Origin of the sequence: Sphingomonas ginsengisoli An et al. 2013 (assembly GCF_009363895.1) — a bacterium.
Lineage (GTDB): Bacteria > Pseudomonadota > Alphaproteobacteria > Sphingomonadales > Sphingomonadaceae > Sphingomicrobium > Sphingomicrobium ginsengisoli.
In genome coordinates, this window is record NZ_CP045434.1 from 959,005 (window position 1) to 974,460 (window position 15,456).

15 protein-coding genes are annotated in these 15,456 nt (G+C 68.3%); 5 read left to right on the forward strand and 10 right to left on the reverse strand.

The features are described from left to right. Positions 1–16 precede the first annotated feature (16 nt). Positions 17–1,552 (forward strand): MFS transporter, encoded by a 1,536-nt coding sequence (locus GCU42_RS04620; RefSeq protein WP_240309336.1) that lies wholly within the window; start codon positions 17–19, stop codon positions 1,550–1,552. Between the two features lie 3 nt (positions 1,553–1,555). Here the strand turns inward: GCU42_RS04620 and GCU42_RS04625 are convergent, their stop codons facing one another. From GCU42_RS04625 to paaA, 8 genes are all read right to left on the reverse strand, one after another. Then, complete coding sequence (locus GCU42_RS04625; protein WP_114226446.1) at positions 1,556–2,584, reverse strand: AI-2E family transporter; 1,029 nt, start codon at positions 2,582–2,584, stop codon at positions 1,556–1,558. A 121-nt stretch (positions 2,585–2,705) separates the two neighbouring features. Then, positions 2,706–3,935 (reverse strand): dihydrolipoamide acetyltransferase family protein, encoded by a 1,230-nt coding sequence (locus tag GCU42_RS04630; protein ID WP_114226447.1) that lies wholly within the window; start codon positions 3,933–3,935, stop codon positions 2,706–2,708. Continuing rightward, positions 3,935–5,986, reverse strand: a complete 2,052-nt coding sequence (locus GCU42_RS04635) for an alpha-ketoacid dehydrogenase subunit alpha/beta (RefSeq protein ID WP_114226448.1) — start codon at positions 5,984–5,986, stop codon at positions 3,935–3,937. Before GCU42_RS04635 ends, GCU42_RS04630 begins: the two co-directional genes overlap by 1 nt. After that, positions 5,979–7,187 carry an amino acid aminotransferase gene (locus GCU42_RS04640; RefSeq protein WP_114226449.1) on the reverse strand — a complete coding sequence of 403 codons (1,209 nt, stop codon included), beginning with the start codon at positions 7,185–7,187 and terminating at the stop codon, positions 5,979–5,981. The genes GCU42_RS04635 and GCU42_RS04640 overlap by 8 nt, the downstream gene beginning before the upstream one ends. Positions 7,188–7,207: 20 nt before the next feature. Further along, positions 7,208–8,284, reverse strand: a complete 1,077-nt coding sequence (locus tag GCU42_RS04645) for a ferredoxin--NADP reductase (RefSeq protein WP_240309337.1) — start codon at positions 8,282–8,284, stop codon at positions 7,208–7,210. Continuing rightward, positions 8,281–9,102, reverse strand: a complete 822-nt coding sequence (gene paaC, locus GCU42_RS04650; RefSeq protein ID WP_114226451.1) for a 1,2-phenylacetyl-CoA epoxidase subunit PaaC — start codon at positions 9,100–9,102, stop codon at positions 8,281–8,283. The genes GCU42_RS04645 and paaC overlap by 4 nt, the downstream gene beginning before the upstream one ends. Next, on the reverse strand, positions 9,102–9,383 hold the full coding sequence (gene paaB / locus GCU42_RS04655; protein ID WP_114226452.1) for a 1,2-phenylacetyl-CoA epoxidase subunit PaaB: 282 nt from the start codon (positions 9,381–9,383) through the stop codon (positions 9,102–9,104). The genes paaC and paaB overlap by 1 nt, the downstream gene beginning before the upstream one ends. A gap of 45 nt (positions 9,384–9,428) precedes the next feature. Next, a complete protein-coding gene (gene paaA, locus GCU42_RS04660) occupies positions 9,429–10,427 on the reverse strand; it encodes a 1,2-phenylacetyl-CoA epoxidase subunit PaaA (protein ID WP_114226453.1) in 999 nt (332 codons plus the stop codon). Between the two features lie 65 nt (positions 10,428–10,492). On the opposite strand from paaA, the gene GCU42_RS04665 reads away from it, so the two are divergent. Both GCU42_RS04665 and GCU42_RS04670 read left to right on the forward strand, forming a co-directional pair. Then, positions 10,493–11,509, forward strand: a complete 1,017-nt coding sequence (locus tag GCU42_RS04665) for an LLM class flavin-dependent oxidoreductase (RefSeq protein WP_114226454.1) — start codon at positions 10,493–10,495, stop codon at positions 11,507–11,509. Further along, positions 11,506–12,255, forward strand: coding sequence for an SDR family oxidoreductase (locus tag GCU42_RS04670; RefSeq protein ID WP_114226455.1), 750 nt, complete (start codon positions 11,506–11,508; stop codon positions 12,253–12,255). The genes GCU42_RS04665 and GCU42_RS04670 overlap by 4 nt, the downstream gene beginning before the upstream one ends. Here the strand turns inward: GCU42_RS04670 and GCU42_RS04675 are convergent. Continuing rightward, positions 12,252–13,421, reverse strand: a complete 1,170-nt coding sequence (locus GCU42_RS04675) for a histidine kinase dimerization/phosphoacceptor domain -containing protein (RefSeq protein ID WP_240309338.1) — start codon at positions 13,419–13,421, stop codon at positions 12,252–12,254. The genes GCU42_RS04670 and GCU42_RS04675 overlap by 4 nt on opposite strands. Between GCU42_RS04675 and paaG the strand changes: the two genes are divergently transcribed. Further along, positions 13,420–14,199: a 2-(1,2-epoxy-1,2-dihydrophenyl)acetyl-CoA isomerase PaaG gene (paaG, locus tag GCU42_RS04680; RefSeq protein ID WP_114226456.1), complete on the forward strand. Its 780-nt coding sequence runs from the start codon at positions 13,420–13,422 to the stop codon at positions 14,197–14,199. The genes GCU42_RS04675 and paaG overlap by 2 nt on opposite strands. A 69-nt stretch (positions 14,200–14,268) precedes the next feature. Then, on the forward strand, positions 14,269–14,988 hold the full coding sequence (locus GCU42_RS04685) for a hypothetical protein (RefSeq protein WP_152569447.1): 720 nt from the start codon (positions 14,269–14,271) through the stop codon (positions 14,986–14,988). A 55-nt stretch (positions 14,989–15,043) separates the two neighbouring features. Here the strand turns inward: GCU42_RS04685 and GCU42_RS04690 are convergent, their stop codons facing one another. Then, on the reverse strand, positions 15,044–15,409 hold the full coding sequence (locus tag GCU42_RS04690; RefSeq protein ID WP_114226458.1) for a PilZ domain-containing protein: 366 nt from the start codon (positions 15,407–15,409) through the stop codon (positions 15,044–15,046). Positions 15,410–15,456: the final 47 nt, after the last annotated feature.

The window sequence follows — 15,456 nt, forward strand, 5'->3', positions numbered from 1 at the left end:
TCACTAAGCGAAGCTTATGGGGGACAAGGTTTCGATCGTCGGTGCGCGCGGCCGCTGGTTCTGGCTCGGCTGCGGGCTGATCAGCATTGGCGTGCTGCTGCACTTGCCGATGCTGGCGATGGCGCACCGCATGGGCAGCCATTTCTCCGCCATGCCGACGAGCCCCGAGATGCTGGTCGGAATGGCGGCGATCGTACTCGGCGTGCCGATTTCTTGCTGGGGCGCCCTCCCTGCCCGCCGCGCCCCGCACGGCGACGCGGCCGGCACCGATTATGAGGCGCGCGACGACCTGCCGCTCAGCCGCTGGCATGTGGCGGTGCTGGTGGTGCTGACGCTCGGGCTGGTGATTGACGTGATGAAGCCCGCGACGCTCGGCTTCGTGCTGCCGGGCCTGCGCGCCGAATATGGCATCGCCCAGTCGACCGCGGCGCTGCTGCCTCTGGTGGCATTGACCGGAACGACGGTCGGCTCGCTGCTGTGGGGCTGGCTCGCCGACGTCTACGGGCGGCGGGTTTCAATCCTGCTGTCGACCATCCTGTTCGCCGCAACCGCCATTTGCGGCGCGATGCCGAGCTTCGGCTGGAATCTCGTGATGTGCTTCCTGATGGGAAGCTCGGCCGGGGGCATGCTGCCGGTTGTCTACACGCTGCTGACCGAGGTCATGCCGCCGCGCCACCGCAGCTGGGTGCTGGTGCTGGTCGGCGGGGTCGGACTGGTCGGCGGCTATCTCGCGGCGAGCGGCGCGGCGCATACGTTCGAGCCGGTCTATGGCTGGCGGGTGCTGTGGCTGCAGGGCTTCCCGACGGGCCTCCTGCTGCTCGCGCTGGCGCGCTTCATTCCCGAGACCCCGCGCTTCCTCGCCGAACAGGGCCGCACCGCCGAGCTCGCGCAGATGCAGGAGCGGTTCGGCCTGCTGCCCAAACCCCGCGCCGCCCCCGCTCCCGATGCGCCGACCCCGGCCGCGCACCGCCGGCTGAACGCCGCGCTGATCGTCACCGCCCTGTGCTGGAGCCTGGTCAATTTCGGCCTGCTGTTATGGCTGCCGAGCGATCTGCGCGCGCGCGGGTATAGCGCAGAGCTTGCCACCGGAATCCTCGCCAAATCGTCACTGCTGGCCTTGCCGACGGTGGCGCTCGCCGCTTTCTTCTACGCCAAGGTGAGCAGCAAATGGACGCTGGTCGCGACGATCGGGGTCACCTTGCTCGGCTTGGTCGGCGCGCTCCTGCCCACCAGTCTGCTCACCATCCAGCCAGTGCTGATCGCGGTCATTGCGCTACTGATCGTCGGCACCAACGGCACCATCGCGGTGCTGCTGCCCTATTCGGCGGAGAACACCACGCTTGGCCGGCGCGGGCGGACCACCGGCGTGGTCGCGGGGAGCAGCAAGTTCGGCGGGGTCGCGGTGCAGGTCGGCGCACTGCTCGGCTTCGTGCCGACGCTGGTCGGAGCCGCGATTGCGCTGATCATTCCAACCGCGATCACCGCGGGCATGATCGCCTGGTTCGGGCGCGAAACTAGCGGCCGCACGCTGCGCGAGCTGGAGGCCGACTGAGGCTCAGCCGTCGGCGGGTTCCTCGCCGGGAATGGCGGTCGGCGTATCGAGCGCTTCCTGCACGTAGAGCCGCTTGACCAGCACGAACACGACGACGGTCAGCGGGGCGGCGAAGATGATGCCCATCGGGCCGAACAGCGCACCGAACGCGAGCAGCGCGAACAGCAGCACCGCGCCGGGAATCTCGACCGCCCAGCTCTGGATGATCGGCTGGATCGCATAGCCCTCGACATGCTGGATGCCGACGTAGAGCAGCATCGTCCACAGAGCGAGCTGCGGGTCGATGGCGAGCGCGATGAGGATGCCCGGGGTCGCCGACAGGATCGGCCCGGCGAAGGGAATGAATTCGAGCAGGCCGGCGAGCACGCCGAGCGCGAGCGGCCCCGGCACCCCGAGCAGCCACAGCCCGGTGCCGGTCAACACGCCGATCAGCAGCATCGCCACCAGTTGCGCCTTGAGCCACAGCCCGAGCGCGCGGCCGCTGTCGACCATCGCCTCGCCGACCACCGCCCGCCGCTCGGCCGGGAAGAGCGTCAGCAGGCCCTTGCCATAGAAGCGCGGGCTGGCGGCGATGAAGATGCCGCCGACGACGATCAGCAGCCCGTCGGCGAGCCCGCCCCCGACCGACATGACGAAGCTCGGCAGGCTGCCGGCAAGGTTGCCGAAGATGCCGCCGGCGTTGAGCTTGGGCGGGACCGGGATGCCCCAGCCGTGGAGGCGCTGCTGGAGCGAGGCCCAGGCCTTCGGGATCGCCTGGCTCAACCCTTCGGCCTGACTGGCCAGCTGCGTTCCGAACAGCGAGATGGCGCCAGCGACGACGGCAAAGATGACGATGACTGAGATCGCCAGCGCCAATCCGTCGCGCCGGATGCCGAGACGTTGGATCTGCCCGGCGAGCGCGCGGAAGAGCGTCGCGAACACCACCGCCCCGAACACCATCAGCATGACGTCGCGCAGTGTCCAGGCGAGGAACAACAGTGCCGTCAGCGCGAGGACGATCAGCGTCCGACGGATGAAGACGGCATCGCTCATGCGGCGCGATTCGAGGTCAAAATGCAGCCTGTCCCGGGTTTGCGGGAGAGGCCGAAAATGAAGTGCCGCTTCTCATCATCCCGCCAACGGGCCGGAGCGCGGAGCGTTCCGGCGGATAGGCTCAGGGCGCGGGCCAGCTTTCGATCAACTCGACGAAGCGCGACAGCCAGCCATTGGTCTGATGGCCGTCGACGACGCGATGGTCGATGGTCAGCGTGACATAGGCCATCGGGCGGATGGCGATCGCATCGACGCCGTCGACCGTGCGGACGACCACGCGCTTCTGGAGCTTGCCGACGCCGAGGATCGCGGCCTGGCCCTGGTGGAGGATGATCGGCGCGGCGAGTAGCGAGCCCGCTACGCCGTGGTTCGAGATGGTGAAGCTGCCGCCGCTGACGTCCGCCCGCTCGAGCTTGCCGTCGCGCGCCTTGGCGGTCAGCGCGTCGAGCCGGGCGCCGATCTCCTCGACACTCAAGGCGCCGCAGTTCCGCACGACTGGGACGACGAGACCCTTATCGCCAAGGGCGGTGCCGACGCCGATGTCGACGGTGGGAGAAATGGCGATGCGGTCGTCGGCCCAGCGCCCGTTGATCGCCGGCGCGACCGCCATCGCTTCGGCCGCGGCCTTGAGCAGATAGGCGGTGTAGCTGAGATTGGTGCCGCGCGCCGCCAGCGCCGCCTTGTGCGCGGCGATCGCGCCGAAGTCGGCCTCGAACAATGCAGTGACATGTGGCGCCTCGCCGACCGCGCGGACCATGTTCTCGGCGATGGTGCGGCGCATGCGGTCGTGAGGAATGTCGGACCAGTTGGTTTCGGCGACGCGTGGCTGGGCGATCGGCTTGGGACCACCTTCGACATGGCTGACGGTGGCGGAGGCGACGACGCGGTCGACGTCCTCGCGCGTAATGCGCCCGTTGCGGCCGGTGCCGTCGATCCGCGCCGGGTCGAGGTCGTGCTGGAGCAGGGCGCGACGGACCGAGGGGGAAAGGCGGGTTTCCATCTCCTCGTTGTTTTCGTTCGTCCTGAGCGGAGCCGCTGCAAGCGGCGCAGTCGAAGCGCGCTGGTCCGGACGCCCTTCGACTTCGGCCTCCGGCCTCCGCTCAGGACGAGCGGAAACCTCGGCACTCGAAATCACCCCCAGCAGCGCTCCCGGCACCGCCTCGGCATCGGTGTCGAGCAAGATCTCGCTCAGCACCCCCGCCGCCGGCGCCGGCACTTCCTGCGTCACCTTGTCGGTCTCGAGCTCGACCAGCGGATCGTTGAGCGCGACTTGCTCCCCTACCCTTTTGAGCCAGGCGCGAACGACCGCCTTGGTGCCTTCCTGCTCGTCGGGAACGCGGACTTCGATCATCAGAAGCCCACCAGCCGGTCGATTTCGGCGCGGATGCGTTCGACGCTCGGCACCGCCGCCTCGAGCAGGCTCGGATGATGCGGGCTCGGGATGTCGGGCATGGTGACGCGCGCAACCGGCGCGTCGAGGTCGAGGAACGCCTCGTCGGCGACCACCGCGGCGATCTCCGCGCCGAAGCCGCCGGTGCGCAGGTCCTCGTGGACGATCAGGCAGCGGCGGGTGCGGCGGACGCTGTCGAGCACCGTTTCACGGTCCCACGGCATCAGCGTGCGCAAGTCAATGACGTCGGCGCTGACGCCCTCGGCCGCCGCCTCGCAGCGCGGGACCATCGCACCCCAGGTGACGATGGTGATCCTGTCGCCTTCGCGCGTCTTCTTCGCCTTGCCGAAGGGCAGAACATAGCCGTCGCCCGGCCACGGCCGCCGCGCCCAGCTGTCGTCGAGCATCGCGCGATGCTCGAAGAACAGCACCGGATCGTGGCCGCGCAGGGCCATGCGAAGCAGGCCGACCGCGTCCTCAGCGTTGCTCGGCACCGCGACCAGCCAGCCGGGATTGTGGACGAACTGCACCTCGTTGGTCTGGCTGTGCCAGGGATCGCCGCATTTGAAGAAGCCGCCCGGCACGCGGAGCACCATCGGCGCCGAAAAGTGGTTGTCGGTCCGCCAGCGCATGGTGCCGATGTCATTGATCTGCTCGGTCGCCGGCTCGGCATATTTGCGGAACTGGATTTCGGGCACGGGCAAGAGCCCGGCCATCGCCATTCCCGCCGCGCGGCCGACGATGCCCTCCTCGTTCAGGCTGGTGTCGAACACCCGGTCGTGGCCGAACCGCTCCTGTAGCCCGAGCGTCACCGCGTGGACGCCGCCCTTGGGACCGACATCCTCGCCAAACACCGCCATCTTCGGATTGGCGCTGAGTTCCTGCTCGAGCACACGGCGGATGGCGGTGACCATGTTGATCCGCTGGCCGTCGGGGCGCGGCTCGTCGTGCGTGCCGTCGAGGCTCAGCCCGGCGCCGCCGCCAATCGTGCTCGGCGTGCCTCCATAAAATACGTTGTCGGCGACGTTCGCCACCGGCAGCACGCCGCGCGCTTCGGCCTCCTCGCGCGCCTGGCCAACCTCCCAGCCGACCCGCTGCTCGATCTCGGCCCACTCCCCCTCGCCGATCTGCCGCTCGGCGCAGTGCGCCTTGAGCTTGGGTAGTGGATCGCGCGCCCATTCGGCGGCGATCACCTCTTCGCTCTTGTAGGTCTGCGTGTCCTGGTAGCTGTGCCCCTCGAGCCGCGGCACGGTCAGACGCAGCAGCGCTGGGGCCTGCTTGTCGCGCACATGGCGTACCGCCTGGTCGATCAACCGCGCCGCCTCGACCGGATCGGTGCCGTCGCCGTTGAAGATGGTCAGGCCCTTGAACGAGCCCAGATTGGCGGCGATGTCCTGTCCCGGCGTCTGGTATGTCGACGGCACCGAAATGCCGTAGCCATTGTCCTCGACGTAAATCAGCAGCGGCAGTTGCTGCGTCGTCGCGATGGTCAGCGCCGACCAGAAGCCACCCGTCGCGCAGCTCGCGTCGCCGCCGAGGACGAGCGCGATGTTGTTGCCGCCTTGGCTCTTCAGCACCTCGGCCTTGTAGCGGATTGCCTGCGCCCAGCCGGCGGCGGGGGTATATTGCGCGCCGACCCCGCCGCTCATCGGCAGCGCATGCGCGCCCCCGGGATTGGGATAATTGAAGACGACGCCGATATCGCGCCCGCCCGAATAGCCGCCTTCGCGACCCATCCCCGAGCCGAGCGCATCGGCCAATGGCACGCCAAGCGCGAGCAGCAAAGGCCGGCTGCGGTAATAGCCACACGCCGCATCACCGTCGCGCAGTTTGAGCCCGAGCAGCACCTGCGCCATGTCGTGGCCGCGCGCGCTGAACTGGTAGAGCACCTTGCGGGCGGGAACGAGTTCCTCTTCCTCGATCCGGTCCAATTCGCGGCTGGTGAGGACGAGCCGAGCGACCTCGCGCCAGTCGACGTCGGTCCCGCTAAAGGCAGGGTCCGCGTCAGCCATGCGCGGGCACGCTGTCCATCGCTTCGATCACTGCGGCACAGAAGCGGTCAATGTCGCGATCGGCGATCCCGACCACATTGAAGCGCCCGCTGTCGGCCATGTAGACCGCGTGGCGGTCGCGCAGCGTCTGCACCTGCTCACGGTTGAGCGGCATCATCGAGAACATGCCATATTCGCTGGCGATGTAGCCAAGGCGCTGGTCGCTGGCCGCGATCCGCCGGCGCACTTCATTGATGCGGTCGCGCATTGCCGTGACCTCTTCAAGCCACTGGGCGCGCAGGCCCTCGTCCTCGAGCACGATGCGCGCGGCGGCGGCGCCATGATCGGGCGGCATCGACCAGGCTTCGCGGGCGATCTGCAGCACGTGCGCCATCGCGTTGGCAGTGGCGTCCTTGTCGCGGGTTTTGAGCCAGAAGCTGCCAACACGGTCGCGGTAGACGCCGAAATTCTTGTCGCAGCTTTGCGCGATCAGCACTTCGTCGCAGGCGTCGAGCATGACCCCGACGCCATAGCCGTCCTCCTCGAACCCGCGCCCGAACCCCTGATAGGCAAGGTCGATCAGCGGGGTCAGCTTGCATTCCCGCGCGATGCTGGCGACTTCGCGCCACTGCGCTTCGCTCAAGTCGCCGCCGGTCGGGTTGTGGCAACAGCCGTGGAGCAGCAGCACGTCGCCCGGCGCGGCATTTTCCGCCGCCTGCCGCAGCGCGCCGAAATCGACCGTGCGGCTGCCGAAATCATAATGGCGATATTCGGTCATCGCGAGCCCGGCGCCCTTGATGACCGGCGGATGGTTCGGCCAGGTCGGGGTTCCGACCAGCACCTTCGCATCGGGCCGCGCCAGCTTGATTAGCCGCGTCGCCAGGAACAGCGCACCGCAGCCGCCCGGCGTCTGCACCCCCGAGATGCGGTCGTCGTCCGCATGGTTGCCGAGCACGATCGGCCGCAGTGCCTGCGTGAAGCCGCGATCACCCCAGCCGCCCAAATAGGCCTTGGTCTCCTGCGTCTCGAGCAGGCGCCGTTCGGCTTCCTTGACGCTCGGCGGGATCGGGGTGCGTCCCTCGCCGTCGCGGAAGACGCCGACGCCGACGTCGATCAAATTGTCCCGTTTGTCGGCGGCGATCATCCCGATCAGGGCCAGCAGCGAGTCGCTGACGACGGGGTCGAGGTCGGCAATGCCCTTGGGCGCAGGCGTGGTCAGCATGGGAAGAGCGTCTAGTCCGTTCAGGCGTCGTAATCCACCGCCACGCCGTCGCCCGTGGGCACCGACTGGCAGGTGAGGATGTAGCCGGCGTCGATCTCCTCGTCGGTCAGCCCATAGCGCGCGGCCATGCTGACCTCGCCGCTGGTGACCCGCGCGCGGCAGGTGGCACAGACCCCGGCCTTGCATGCGAAGGGCGCCGGCAATCCGCTCGCCCGCGCGCTGTCGAGGATGTTCGAGCCGTCGAATGCGACCTTGCGGGTGCGGCCGTCGATGGTGACGCTCATCTGCAGGCCAGACGCCTGCTTCGAAAGCTGCGCCATTTCCGCCGCCAGCGCCGCCGAGGGACGGCCCGCCGTAAAGCGCTCGATGTGGATGCGGTCGGGGGCAACGCCGGCCTTGAGCATCGCGGCTTCGGCGGCGTCCATCATCGGCCCCGGACCGCAGACGAACCAGGCGTCGACGTCTTGAGCATCGCCGACAAATGCCGCGATCGCCCGTTCGCAGGTCGGCTGGTCGAGCATGCCGTTGAGCAACTCGACGTCGCCCTCCTCGTCGGCGAGGAAGTGGTAGAGCTCGAAGCGGCCGAGGTAGCGGTCCTTGAGCGCGGCGAGCTGCTCGAGGAAGATGATCGAGCTCGCGTCGCGGTTACCGTAGAAGAGGGTGAAGCGGCTGCGCGGTTCGCTTTTCAGCGCGGTGCGGATCAGGCTCATGATCGGGGTGATCCCCGACCCGCCGGCAAAACCCACATAGCGGCGCGCCTTGCTCGGATCGAAGTCGACCGTGAACGACCCGTGCGGCGGCATGACGTCGAGGCGGTCACCCGCCTTCAATTCGCGCGCGACCCAGTTGGAGAAAGCGCCGCCGGCAATCTGCTTCACCGTCACCGTCAGCGCACCGTCGTCGGGCGCGACGCACAGCGAATAGTTGCGGCGCACATCCTCGCCACCGATGTCGGCGCGCAGGGTCAGATGCTGGCCGGCGCGGAAGCGGAAGATTGGGGCGAGTTCGGGCGGGACGGCGAAGCGGATCGAGCGCGCCTCGTCGGTCTCGGCAACGACCTCGGCGACCTCGAGCGAGTGGAATTCCTTGCCGCTCACCAGACCGCGTCCGGATAGGTGCGCGGCAGATATTGCATGATCGCTAGCAGGTGGCCGAGATGCTCGCTGTGATGACCGCGCCGGCCGCCGAGGATCGGGCGCTGGTCCTGCGGGACCGGCAGCCCGGCCTCACCGAGCACGGCGGCGATCGCGGCGCGATAGTCCGCCTCGAACGCGCGCGGATCGGCGGCCAGCCCGCAGGTGATCGCCGCCTCCAGCTCCGCGTCGACTTCGAACAGCTCGGGGACGAAGCGCCAGCACCACGCCAGAGCATCCTCGGTGCGCGCGCGACTCTCGTCGGTGCCGTCGCCCAGCCGAATGACCCAGTCGGCGGCAAGCTCGCGATGGTAGGCGACTTCCTTGACCGCCTTGGCGGCGATGCCGGCCAGCGCGGTGTCGCTGCTTTGCGTCAGCCGCTGGTAGAGCAAATGTTGCCAGGTCGAAAACAGCAACTGCCGGACCATCGTCCGCGCGAAATCACCATTGGGCTGCTCGACCAGCCAGCAATTGCGGAAGTCGAGCACGTCGCGCTTGAAAGCCAGTTCGTCGGCATCGCCGGCTTCACCGAGCAACAACGTCGCCTGCCCGATCAGGTCGAGCGCGAGATTGGCGAGACTGAGGTCGACCTCGACGCTCGGCGCATGGCCGCACCATTCGCTGAGGCGCTGGCCGAGGATCAGCGCGTCGTCGCCGAGCCGGGCGAAATAGCCGGCGCGGACCGGATCGTGCACGTCGGCGGGCGCATCGAACTCCCCGGTCGCCCGCAGCGTCGCGGCGGCGGCTTCGTCCTCGGGCCGGATCGGCGGCAGGCTCGGCATCAGATGTGCTTCACCACGTCGGGAATGTCGTAAAAGGTCGGGTGGCGGTAGACTTTGTCGGCGGCGGGCTCGAACAGCTCACCGGCCTGGTCGGGATCGCTGGCGACGATGTCGGTCGACTTGACCACCCACAGGCTGACGCCTTCCTGCCGCCGGGTGTAGGTGTCGCGGGCGTGGCGCAGCGCCAATTCGCTGTCGGGGGCGTGGACCGAGCCGACGTGGCGATGGGCGAGGCCGCCCTTGGCGCGCACGAACACTTCCCACAACGGCCAGTCAGACATGGGTCACTCCTCCGCCGGCGGCCTTCGCCGGGCCGACGGACAAGGTCAAGCCGCGGCCTTCGCCTGCCGCTTCGCCTCGTGCGCGGCTGCTGCCTCGCGAACCCAGGCGTTGCTCTCCCACGCTTCACGCCGGGCGGTGATCCGCTCCTTGGCGACCGGCCCCTCGCCGCGCACGACCGAGTAGAATTCCTCCCAGTCGACCGCGCCGAAGTCGTAGCCGCCCTTGGCTTCGTTCCACTTGAGGTCCGGGTCGGGCACTGTCAGCCCGAGATATTCGGCCTGCGGCACGGTGATATCGACGAACTTCTGCCGCAGCTCGTCATTGGTCTCGCGCTTGATCCGCCAGCGCAGGGACTGCTCGGTGTTGGGCGAATTCTCGTCGGGCGGGCCGAACATCATCAGGCTCGGCCACCACCAGCGATTGAGCGCGTCCTGCGCCATCCGCTTCTGCGCCGGCGAGCCGTTCGCCATCGCCATGGTGATCTCATAGCCCTGGCGCTGGTGGAAGCTCTCTTCCTTGCATACCCGGACCATCGCCCGGGCATAGGGACCGTAGCTGGTCCGTTGCAGCGGCACCTGGTTCATGATCGCCGCGCCGTCGACCAGCCAGCCGATCGCGCCGATGTCGGCCCAGGTCAGCGTCGGATAATTGAAGATGGTGCTGTACTTGGCCTTCCCCGAGTGAAGCGCCTCGATCATTTCCTCTCTGGCAGTGCCCAGCGTCTCGGCCGCGCAGTAGAGATAGAGGCCATGCCCCGCCTCGTCCTGCACCTTGGCGAGCAGGATCGCCTTGCGCCGCAGGCTCGGCGCCCGCGTGATCCAATTGCCCTCGGGCAGCATGCCGACGATCTCGCTGTGCGCATGCTGGCTGATCTGCCGGGTCAGCGTGCGACGGTAGGCCTCGGGCATCCAGTCCTTGGGCTCGATGAACTCGTCCGCCGCGACCCGCGCTTCGAAGGCGGCGAGCAGCTGGGGGTCCTCGGCGGGGCCGATCGGCTGGACCTTAGCGCCCGCGCCGGACTTGGAGAGATCGGTCGTGTACATGACTTCTATCTAGTCGTTCGCGGGCAGCGGTTCAAACTGGCCGCTGGGCCACCCATGTAAGTGCGATGGCCCTCCTCTCCGTCCTCGACCTCTCCCCCGTCCCCCAGGGCTCGACCCCCGGCGATTCGTTGCGCCGCTCGGGCGAGCTCGCCGCTTATGCCGAGAGGCTCGGCTACCATCGCTACTGGATGGCCGAGCATCACGGCATGCCCGGCATCGCGAGCGCCGCCACTGCGGTCGCGCTCGCTTATGTCGGCTCCCGCACCAGCACCATCCGCATCGGCGCGGGCGGGATCATGCTCCCCAACCATGCCCCGCTGACCATCGCCGAGCAGTTCGGCACGCTGGAAGCGCTCTACCCCGGCCGGGTCGATCTCGGTCTTGGTCGCGCGCCAGGGACCGACCAGCAGACCGCCTGGGCGCTGCGGCGCAACCTCAACGCCGACGAGAACCAGTTCCCGAACGACGTCGTCGAGCTGATGGGCTATTTCAAAGGCCAGAACGGCCGCATCCGCGCCATCCCCGGCGAGGGGCAGATGGTGCCGATCTGGATCCTCGGCTCAAGCCTGTTCGGCGCCCAGCTCGCGGCGATGCTCGGCCTGCCCTACGCCTTCGCCTCGCATTTCGCGCCGCAGCAGATGGACGCTGCGATCAAGCTCTACCGCGACCGCTTCGAGCCGTCCGAGCAGCTCGACAAGCCCTACGTCATGCTCGGCTTCAACGCCTTTGTCGCCGACAGCGCCGAGGAAGCGCAGCTGCTCGCCACCTCGGTCCAGCAGGCGTTCGTCGCCTTGCGCAGCGGCACCCCCGGCCAGCTACCGCCACCCCAGGCCGGCTATCTCGAAAGCCTGCCGATGCAGCATCGCCTGACGATGGAACAGGTGCTGTCCTGCTCGGCGATCGGCGACCCCGCCACCGCGCGGGCCCAGGTCGACGCCTTCATCGAACGAACGCAAGCCGACGAACTGATGGTCACGGCGCAAATCTTCGATCCCGAGGCCCGCAAGCGTTCCTACGACCTGCTTGCCGACACGATGAACCTTTCCCCTGCCACCACGACCCATCTGGAGCATGCCGCATGAAGACCTCGGGCAACACCATCCTCGTCACCGGCGGCGGCTCGGGCATCGGCCGCGAACTCGCGCGGCGGTGGGCCGACGCCGGCAACCAGGTGATCGTCGCCGGCCGCCGCCAAGACGCGCTCGACGAGACCAAGGGCGACCGCGATTCCATCACCGCTTATGCCGTCGACGTCGACGATCCGGCCGCGCTGCAGAACTTCGTCGAGCGCGTCACGACCGAGCATCCACAGCTCAACGTGCTGGTTAACAATGCCGGGATCATGCGCCAGGAAGATCCCCGGTCCAAGCGTGACCTGTCCGATGCCGAGGCGACGATCGCCACCAATTTGCTCGGCCCCATTCGGCTGATCGACGCGCTGGTCGACCACCTGACAGCCCAGCCCGATGCGGCGATCGTCAACGTCACTTCGGGCCTCGCCACCGTGCCCCAGCCGCTGTTCGCGACCTATTCGGCGACCAAGGCCGCGCTGCACAGCTACACCATCTCGCTGCGCAATCGGTTGATGGACAAGATCGAGGTGATCGAGCTGGTGCCGCCCGGCGTCCAGACCGACCTCACCCCCGGCCAGGCGACCCGCCAGGGCTATATGCCGCTGAACGAATTCATCGACGAGGTCATGTCACTGTTCGGCCAGCAGCCGACCCCGTCCGAAATCCTGGTCGAACGGGTGAAGGGCTTCCGCTTTGCCGAGAAGGACGGCTCGGTCGAAGAGAAAGCCGCGATACTGGCGAACATGCCCCGCTAGCGGGCGACAACCTCGAGCGTTATTCCCCGGCCGTCGCTGCCCCAGCGCGCCTCGGCACCGATCGAGCGCGAAAGCGCGGTGATGATCCGGGTGCCGAGACCGCCCGAGCCCTCCAACCGCACGAGGGCGGCGTCGTTGCCGGCGCCGTCGTCGCGGCAGTGGAGCGCAAACCCGGCGGTGTCGTTGGCGACCTGCACCGCAATCCGCCCCTCGCGCCCGTCGGCAAAGCCATGCTTGACCGAATTGGCGACGAATTCGTTGACGATCAGCGCTAGCGCGCTGGCCTGTGCCACCGGCAGCGAAAATGCCGCCACATCGGCCGCGAGCGTGACTCGCGCCGGCACCAGCAGCCGCAGCTTAGTGAAGGCCCGGTCGATCAGCGGCGCAATCGCCACGTCGCCGCCCGCTTCGCCATCGTGCATCTCCTCATGAAGCGCACTCAATGCCGTCAGCCGCTTCAAGACCGATTCGAGCGCCTCCCGCGCTTCTGCGCTGGCCTGGGCCCGCGCCTCGAGCTGGATGATCGCCGCGATCGAGGCGAGCGAGTTCTTGACGCGGTGATCGACCTCGCGCCGCAGCACATCCTGCTCGGCGACTACCCGCCTGAGGTTGAGCTCACGCATCACCGCGGCCGCCATCACTTCGATCGTCTGCCGCTGCAGCGCCGTCAGCACCCGCGGCTTGGTGTCGAGCACGCACAGCGTGCCTAGCGGCAGCCCGTCGTCGGCCACCAGCAGCGCGCCGGCGTAAAAGCGGAAGCCGCCGTCGGCGACGCACAGCGGATTGTCGCACATCCGCGGGTCGGCGAGTGTGTCGGGAATTTCAACGAAGCCGGTTTCGAGCACGACGTGGCTGCACAGGCTGGTCTGGAGCGGAGTCGAACGCACGCCCAGCCCGACCTCGGCCTTGAACCACTGGCGGTCGGCGTCGATGAGGTTGATGACCGAAACTGGCGCCTCACAGATTGCGGCAACGAGCGCGACGATGGCGTCGAACTCGGCTTCCTGCGGGGTGTCGAGAATGGCGTAACGGCGCAGCGTGTTCAGCCGCTCGGCCTGACGGGGGTGCGGCTGCGCTTCCATGATGTCCAAGCGGTAGCAGGGGCGGTTGCCACTGACCAGCGCGGGCGGCACCACGGACGCCGCGATTCGCCGAGGAGCCAACATGACCTACCAAACCATCATCCTCGAGCAGGCGGACCATGTCGCCCGGATCACCCTCAACCGGCCCGAGCGGCTCAACAGCTTCACCCGCCAGATGCACGCCGAGCTGTCGGACGCGCTGCGGCAGGCGGCGTCGGCGCGGGTGATCGTGCTGACCGGCGCCGGGCGCGGTTTCTGCGCCGGTCAGGATCTGAACGACCGCGCGGTCGCGCCGGGCGAGGCGGTCGATCTCGGCGAGACGGTCGAGGAGAGCTGGAACCCGCTGATCCGCCGCCTCGCCACTATTCCCCAGCCGGTGATTGCGCGCGTCAACGGCGTTGCCGCCGGCGCCGGTGCCAACGTTGCGCTCGCCTGCGACCTGGCGATCGCGGCCAAGTCGGCCAAGTTCATCCAGAGCTTCTCGGCGCTCGGCCTCATCCCCGACAGCGGGGGCAGCTGGCACCTGCCGCGCCTCGTCGGCCAGGCCCGCGCGCTGGGCCTCGCGCTGACCGGCGAGCCGCTGTCGGCTGCCCAGGCCGCCGAGTGGGGCATGATCTGGCAATGCGTCGAGGATGAGGCGCTCGACGCCACGGTCGACGCGCTTGCCGCCAAGCTCGCCGCGCTGCCCCCGCTCGGACTCGCCGCGATCAAGCAGCTTGTCCGCTCGAGCTGGACCCGCGACCTCGAGACCGAGCTCGACCTCCAGCGCGACGAGATGCGCCGGCTCGGCTTCACCGCCGACTATCGCGAGGGCGTCGCCGCCTTCCTCGAAAAGCGCCCGGCGAACTTCACCGGGCGTTGACCGATGGTGTGGAGACGCCTGCGACCGATCGATGGCTGGCGCCGCTTCGCCGGCGAAGTCGGCATCATCGTGCTGGGTGTGCTGATCGCGCTCGGGCTGGGCGTGGTGGCGACGGCGATCAGCCAGCGCAGCGATGTCGGCGACGCGCGCGACGCGCTGGCCTTCGAGATCGGCGAAACGGTCGGGCAGGCGCGCGAGCGGGTCAATTTCGGCCCGTGTATCGAGCGCCGACTGGATGAGGTGACCGCCATCGTCGACGCGGCCGAGAAATCGGGTCGGCTACCCCCGGTCGGCAAGCTGTCGACCGCACCGTGGCGGACCTGGGATCGGGGCGTATGGGACAGCACCATTGCCTCCCAGACCGCATTCCACTTCCCCCGCGCGGAAGCCAACGGGCTGACGGCGCTCTACCGCTTCGTCGATCTGCTCAACGACTCCAACCGGCGCGAGCTCGACGTCTGGTCGCGGCTGTACAGTCTGGTCGGCCCCGGCCGCGCCTTTTCCCCGGCGGAGGCCGAGCGTACGCGCGAGACGATCATCGAGGCGCGCACCCTGCACCGCTTCATCACATTGTCTGGAATTCGCGCCGATCAGATCGCGACGGCCTACCGCCTCAAGGTCGATGCAGGGGAGGTTCGCGACTATGCGGAAAATCCGGTGGCGAAACTGGCGATCTGCCAACCCATCCCGCGGGATGCTCCACCCACCTACGGCCAGGCGCCATGGGAAGACATTGTCGCCACCGCCCGCGCGCATCCGATCACCGTCAGTTCCGGTGGAGTGCGCTGATCGGGCGCGGCTGTCAGTGACATCTACCGTCGCGGCGCTTCGACCGCTGGCGCCTTCACCCGCGATCGGGGCAGAGCGCGCCGAGCCGTTGCACCATATGCGTGAACACCGCGTCGTGGAGCGGCTTCTCGAATTCGAGCCCGACCTGGCGATGACGCACCCAGCAGACCATCGCGCCGAGCAGTTCGAGGCCCTCGAACTTGAGCGACACCCGTTCGTCGAGCGTCGGCTCGTCGACGAAGGTGAGGCAGCAGCCGTGGCGCGAGAAATTGTCGACCGCGACCTCGAACTTGTCCCAATTCGAGCGCCGCAGGACGACCTGCGCCTTGAGCTTGCAGCGGACACCCTGGCGCCAGCGGATCGGGCGACCCGGGTCGTTGCTCTCCCAATATTCGCGCTGCCACAGCGTGCCATCGGTCATGGGCTTGGAGATGCGACGACGGCCGGCAAGATTGGCTTGACCACTTC

Bases quoted from the DNA above. Each gene is read 5' to 3' on its own strand.
- GCU42_RS04620 (WP_240309336.1), top strand. From the start codon at position 17: ATGGGGGACAAGGTTTCGATCGTCGGTGCGCGCGGCCGCTGGTTCTGG.
- GCU42_RS04625 (WP_114226446.1), bottom strand. From the start codon at position 2,584: ATGAGCGATGCCGTCTTCATCCGTCGGACGCTGATCGTCCTCGCGCTG.
- GCU42_RS04630 (WP_114226447.1), bottom strand. From the start codon at position 3,935: ATGATCGAAGTCCGCGTTCCCGACGAGCAGGAAGGCACCAAGGCGGTC.
- GCU42_RS04635 (WP_114226448.1), bottom strand. From the start codon at position 5,986: ATGGCTGACGCGGACCCTGCCTTTAGCGGGACCGACGTCGACTGGCGC.
- GCU42_RS04640 (WP_114226449.1), bottom strand. From the start codon at position 7,187: ATGCTGACCACGCCTGCGCCCAAGGGCATTGCCGACCTCGACCCCGTC.
- paaC (WP_114226451.1), bottom strand. From the start codon at position 9,102: ATGCCGAGCCTGCCGCCGATCCGGCCCGAGGACGAAGCCGCCGCCGCG.
- paaB (WP_114226452.1), bottom strand. From the start codon at position 9,383: ATGTCTGACTGGCCGTTGTGGGAAGTGTTCGTGCGCGCCAAGGGCGGC.
- paaA (WP_114226453.1), bottom strand. From the start codon at position 10,427: ATGTACACGACCGATCTCTCCAAGTCCGGCGCGGGCGCTAAGGTCCAG.
- GCU42_RS04665 (WP_114226454.1), top strand. From the start codon at position 10,493: ATGGCCCTCCTCTCCGTCCTCGACCTCTCCCCCGTCCCCCAGGGCTCG.
- GCU42_RS04670 (WP_114226455.1), top strand. From the start codon at position 11,506: ATGAAGACCTCGGGCAACACCATCCTCGTCACCGGCGGCGGCTCGGGC.
- paaG (WP_114226456.1), top strand. From the start codon at position 13,420: ATGACCTACCAAACCATCATCCTCGAGCAGGCGGACCATGTCGCCCGG.
- GCU42_RS04675 (WP_240309338.1), bottom strand. From the start codon at position 13,421: ATGTTGGCTCCTCGGCGAATCGCGGCGTCCGTGGTGCCGCCCGCGCTG.
- GCU42_RS04690 (WP_114226458.1), bottom strand. From the start codon at position 15,409: ATGACCGATGGCACGCTGTGGCAGCGCGAATATTGGGAGAGCAACGAC.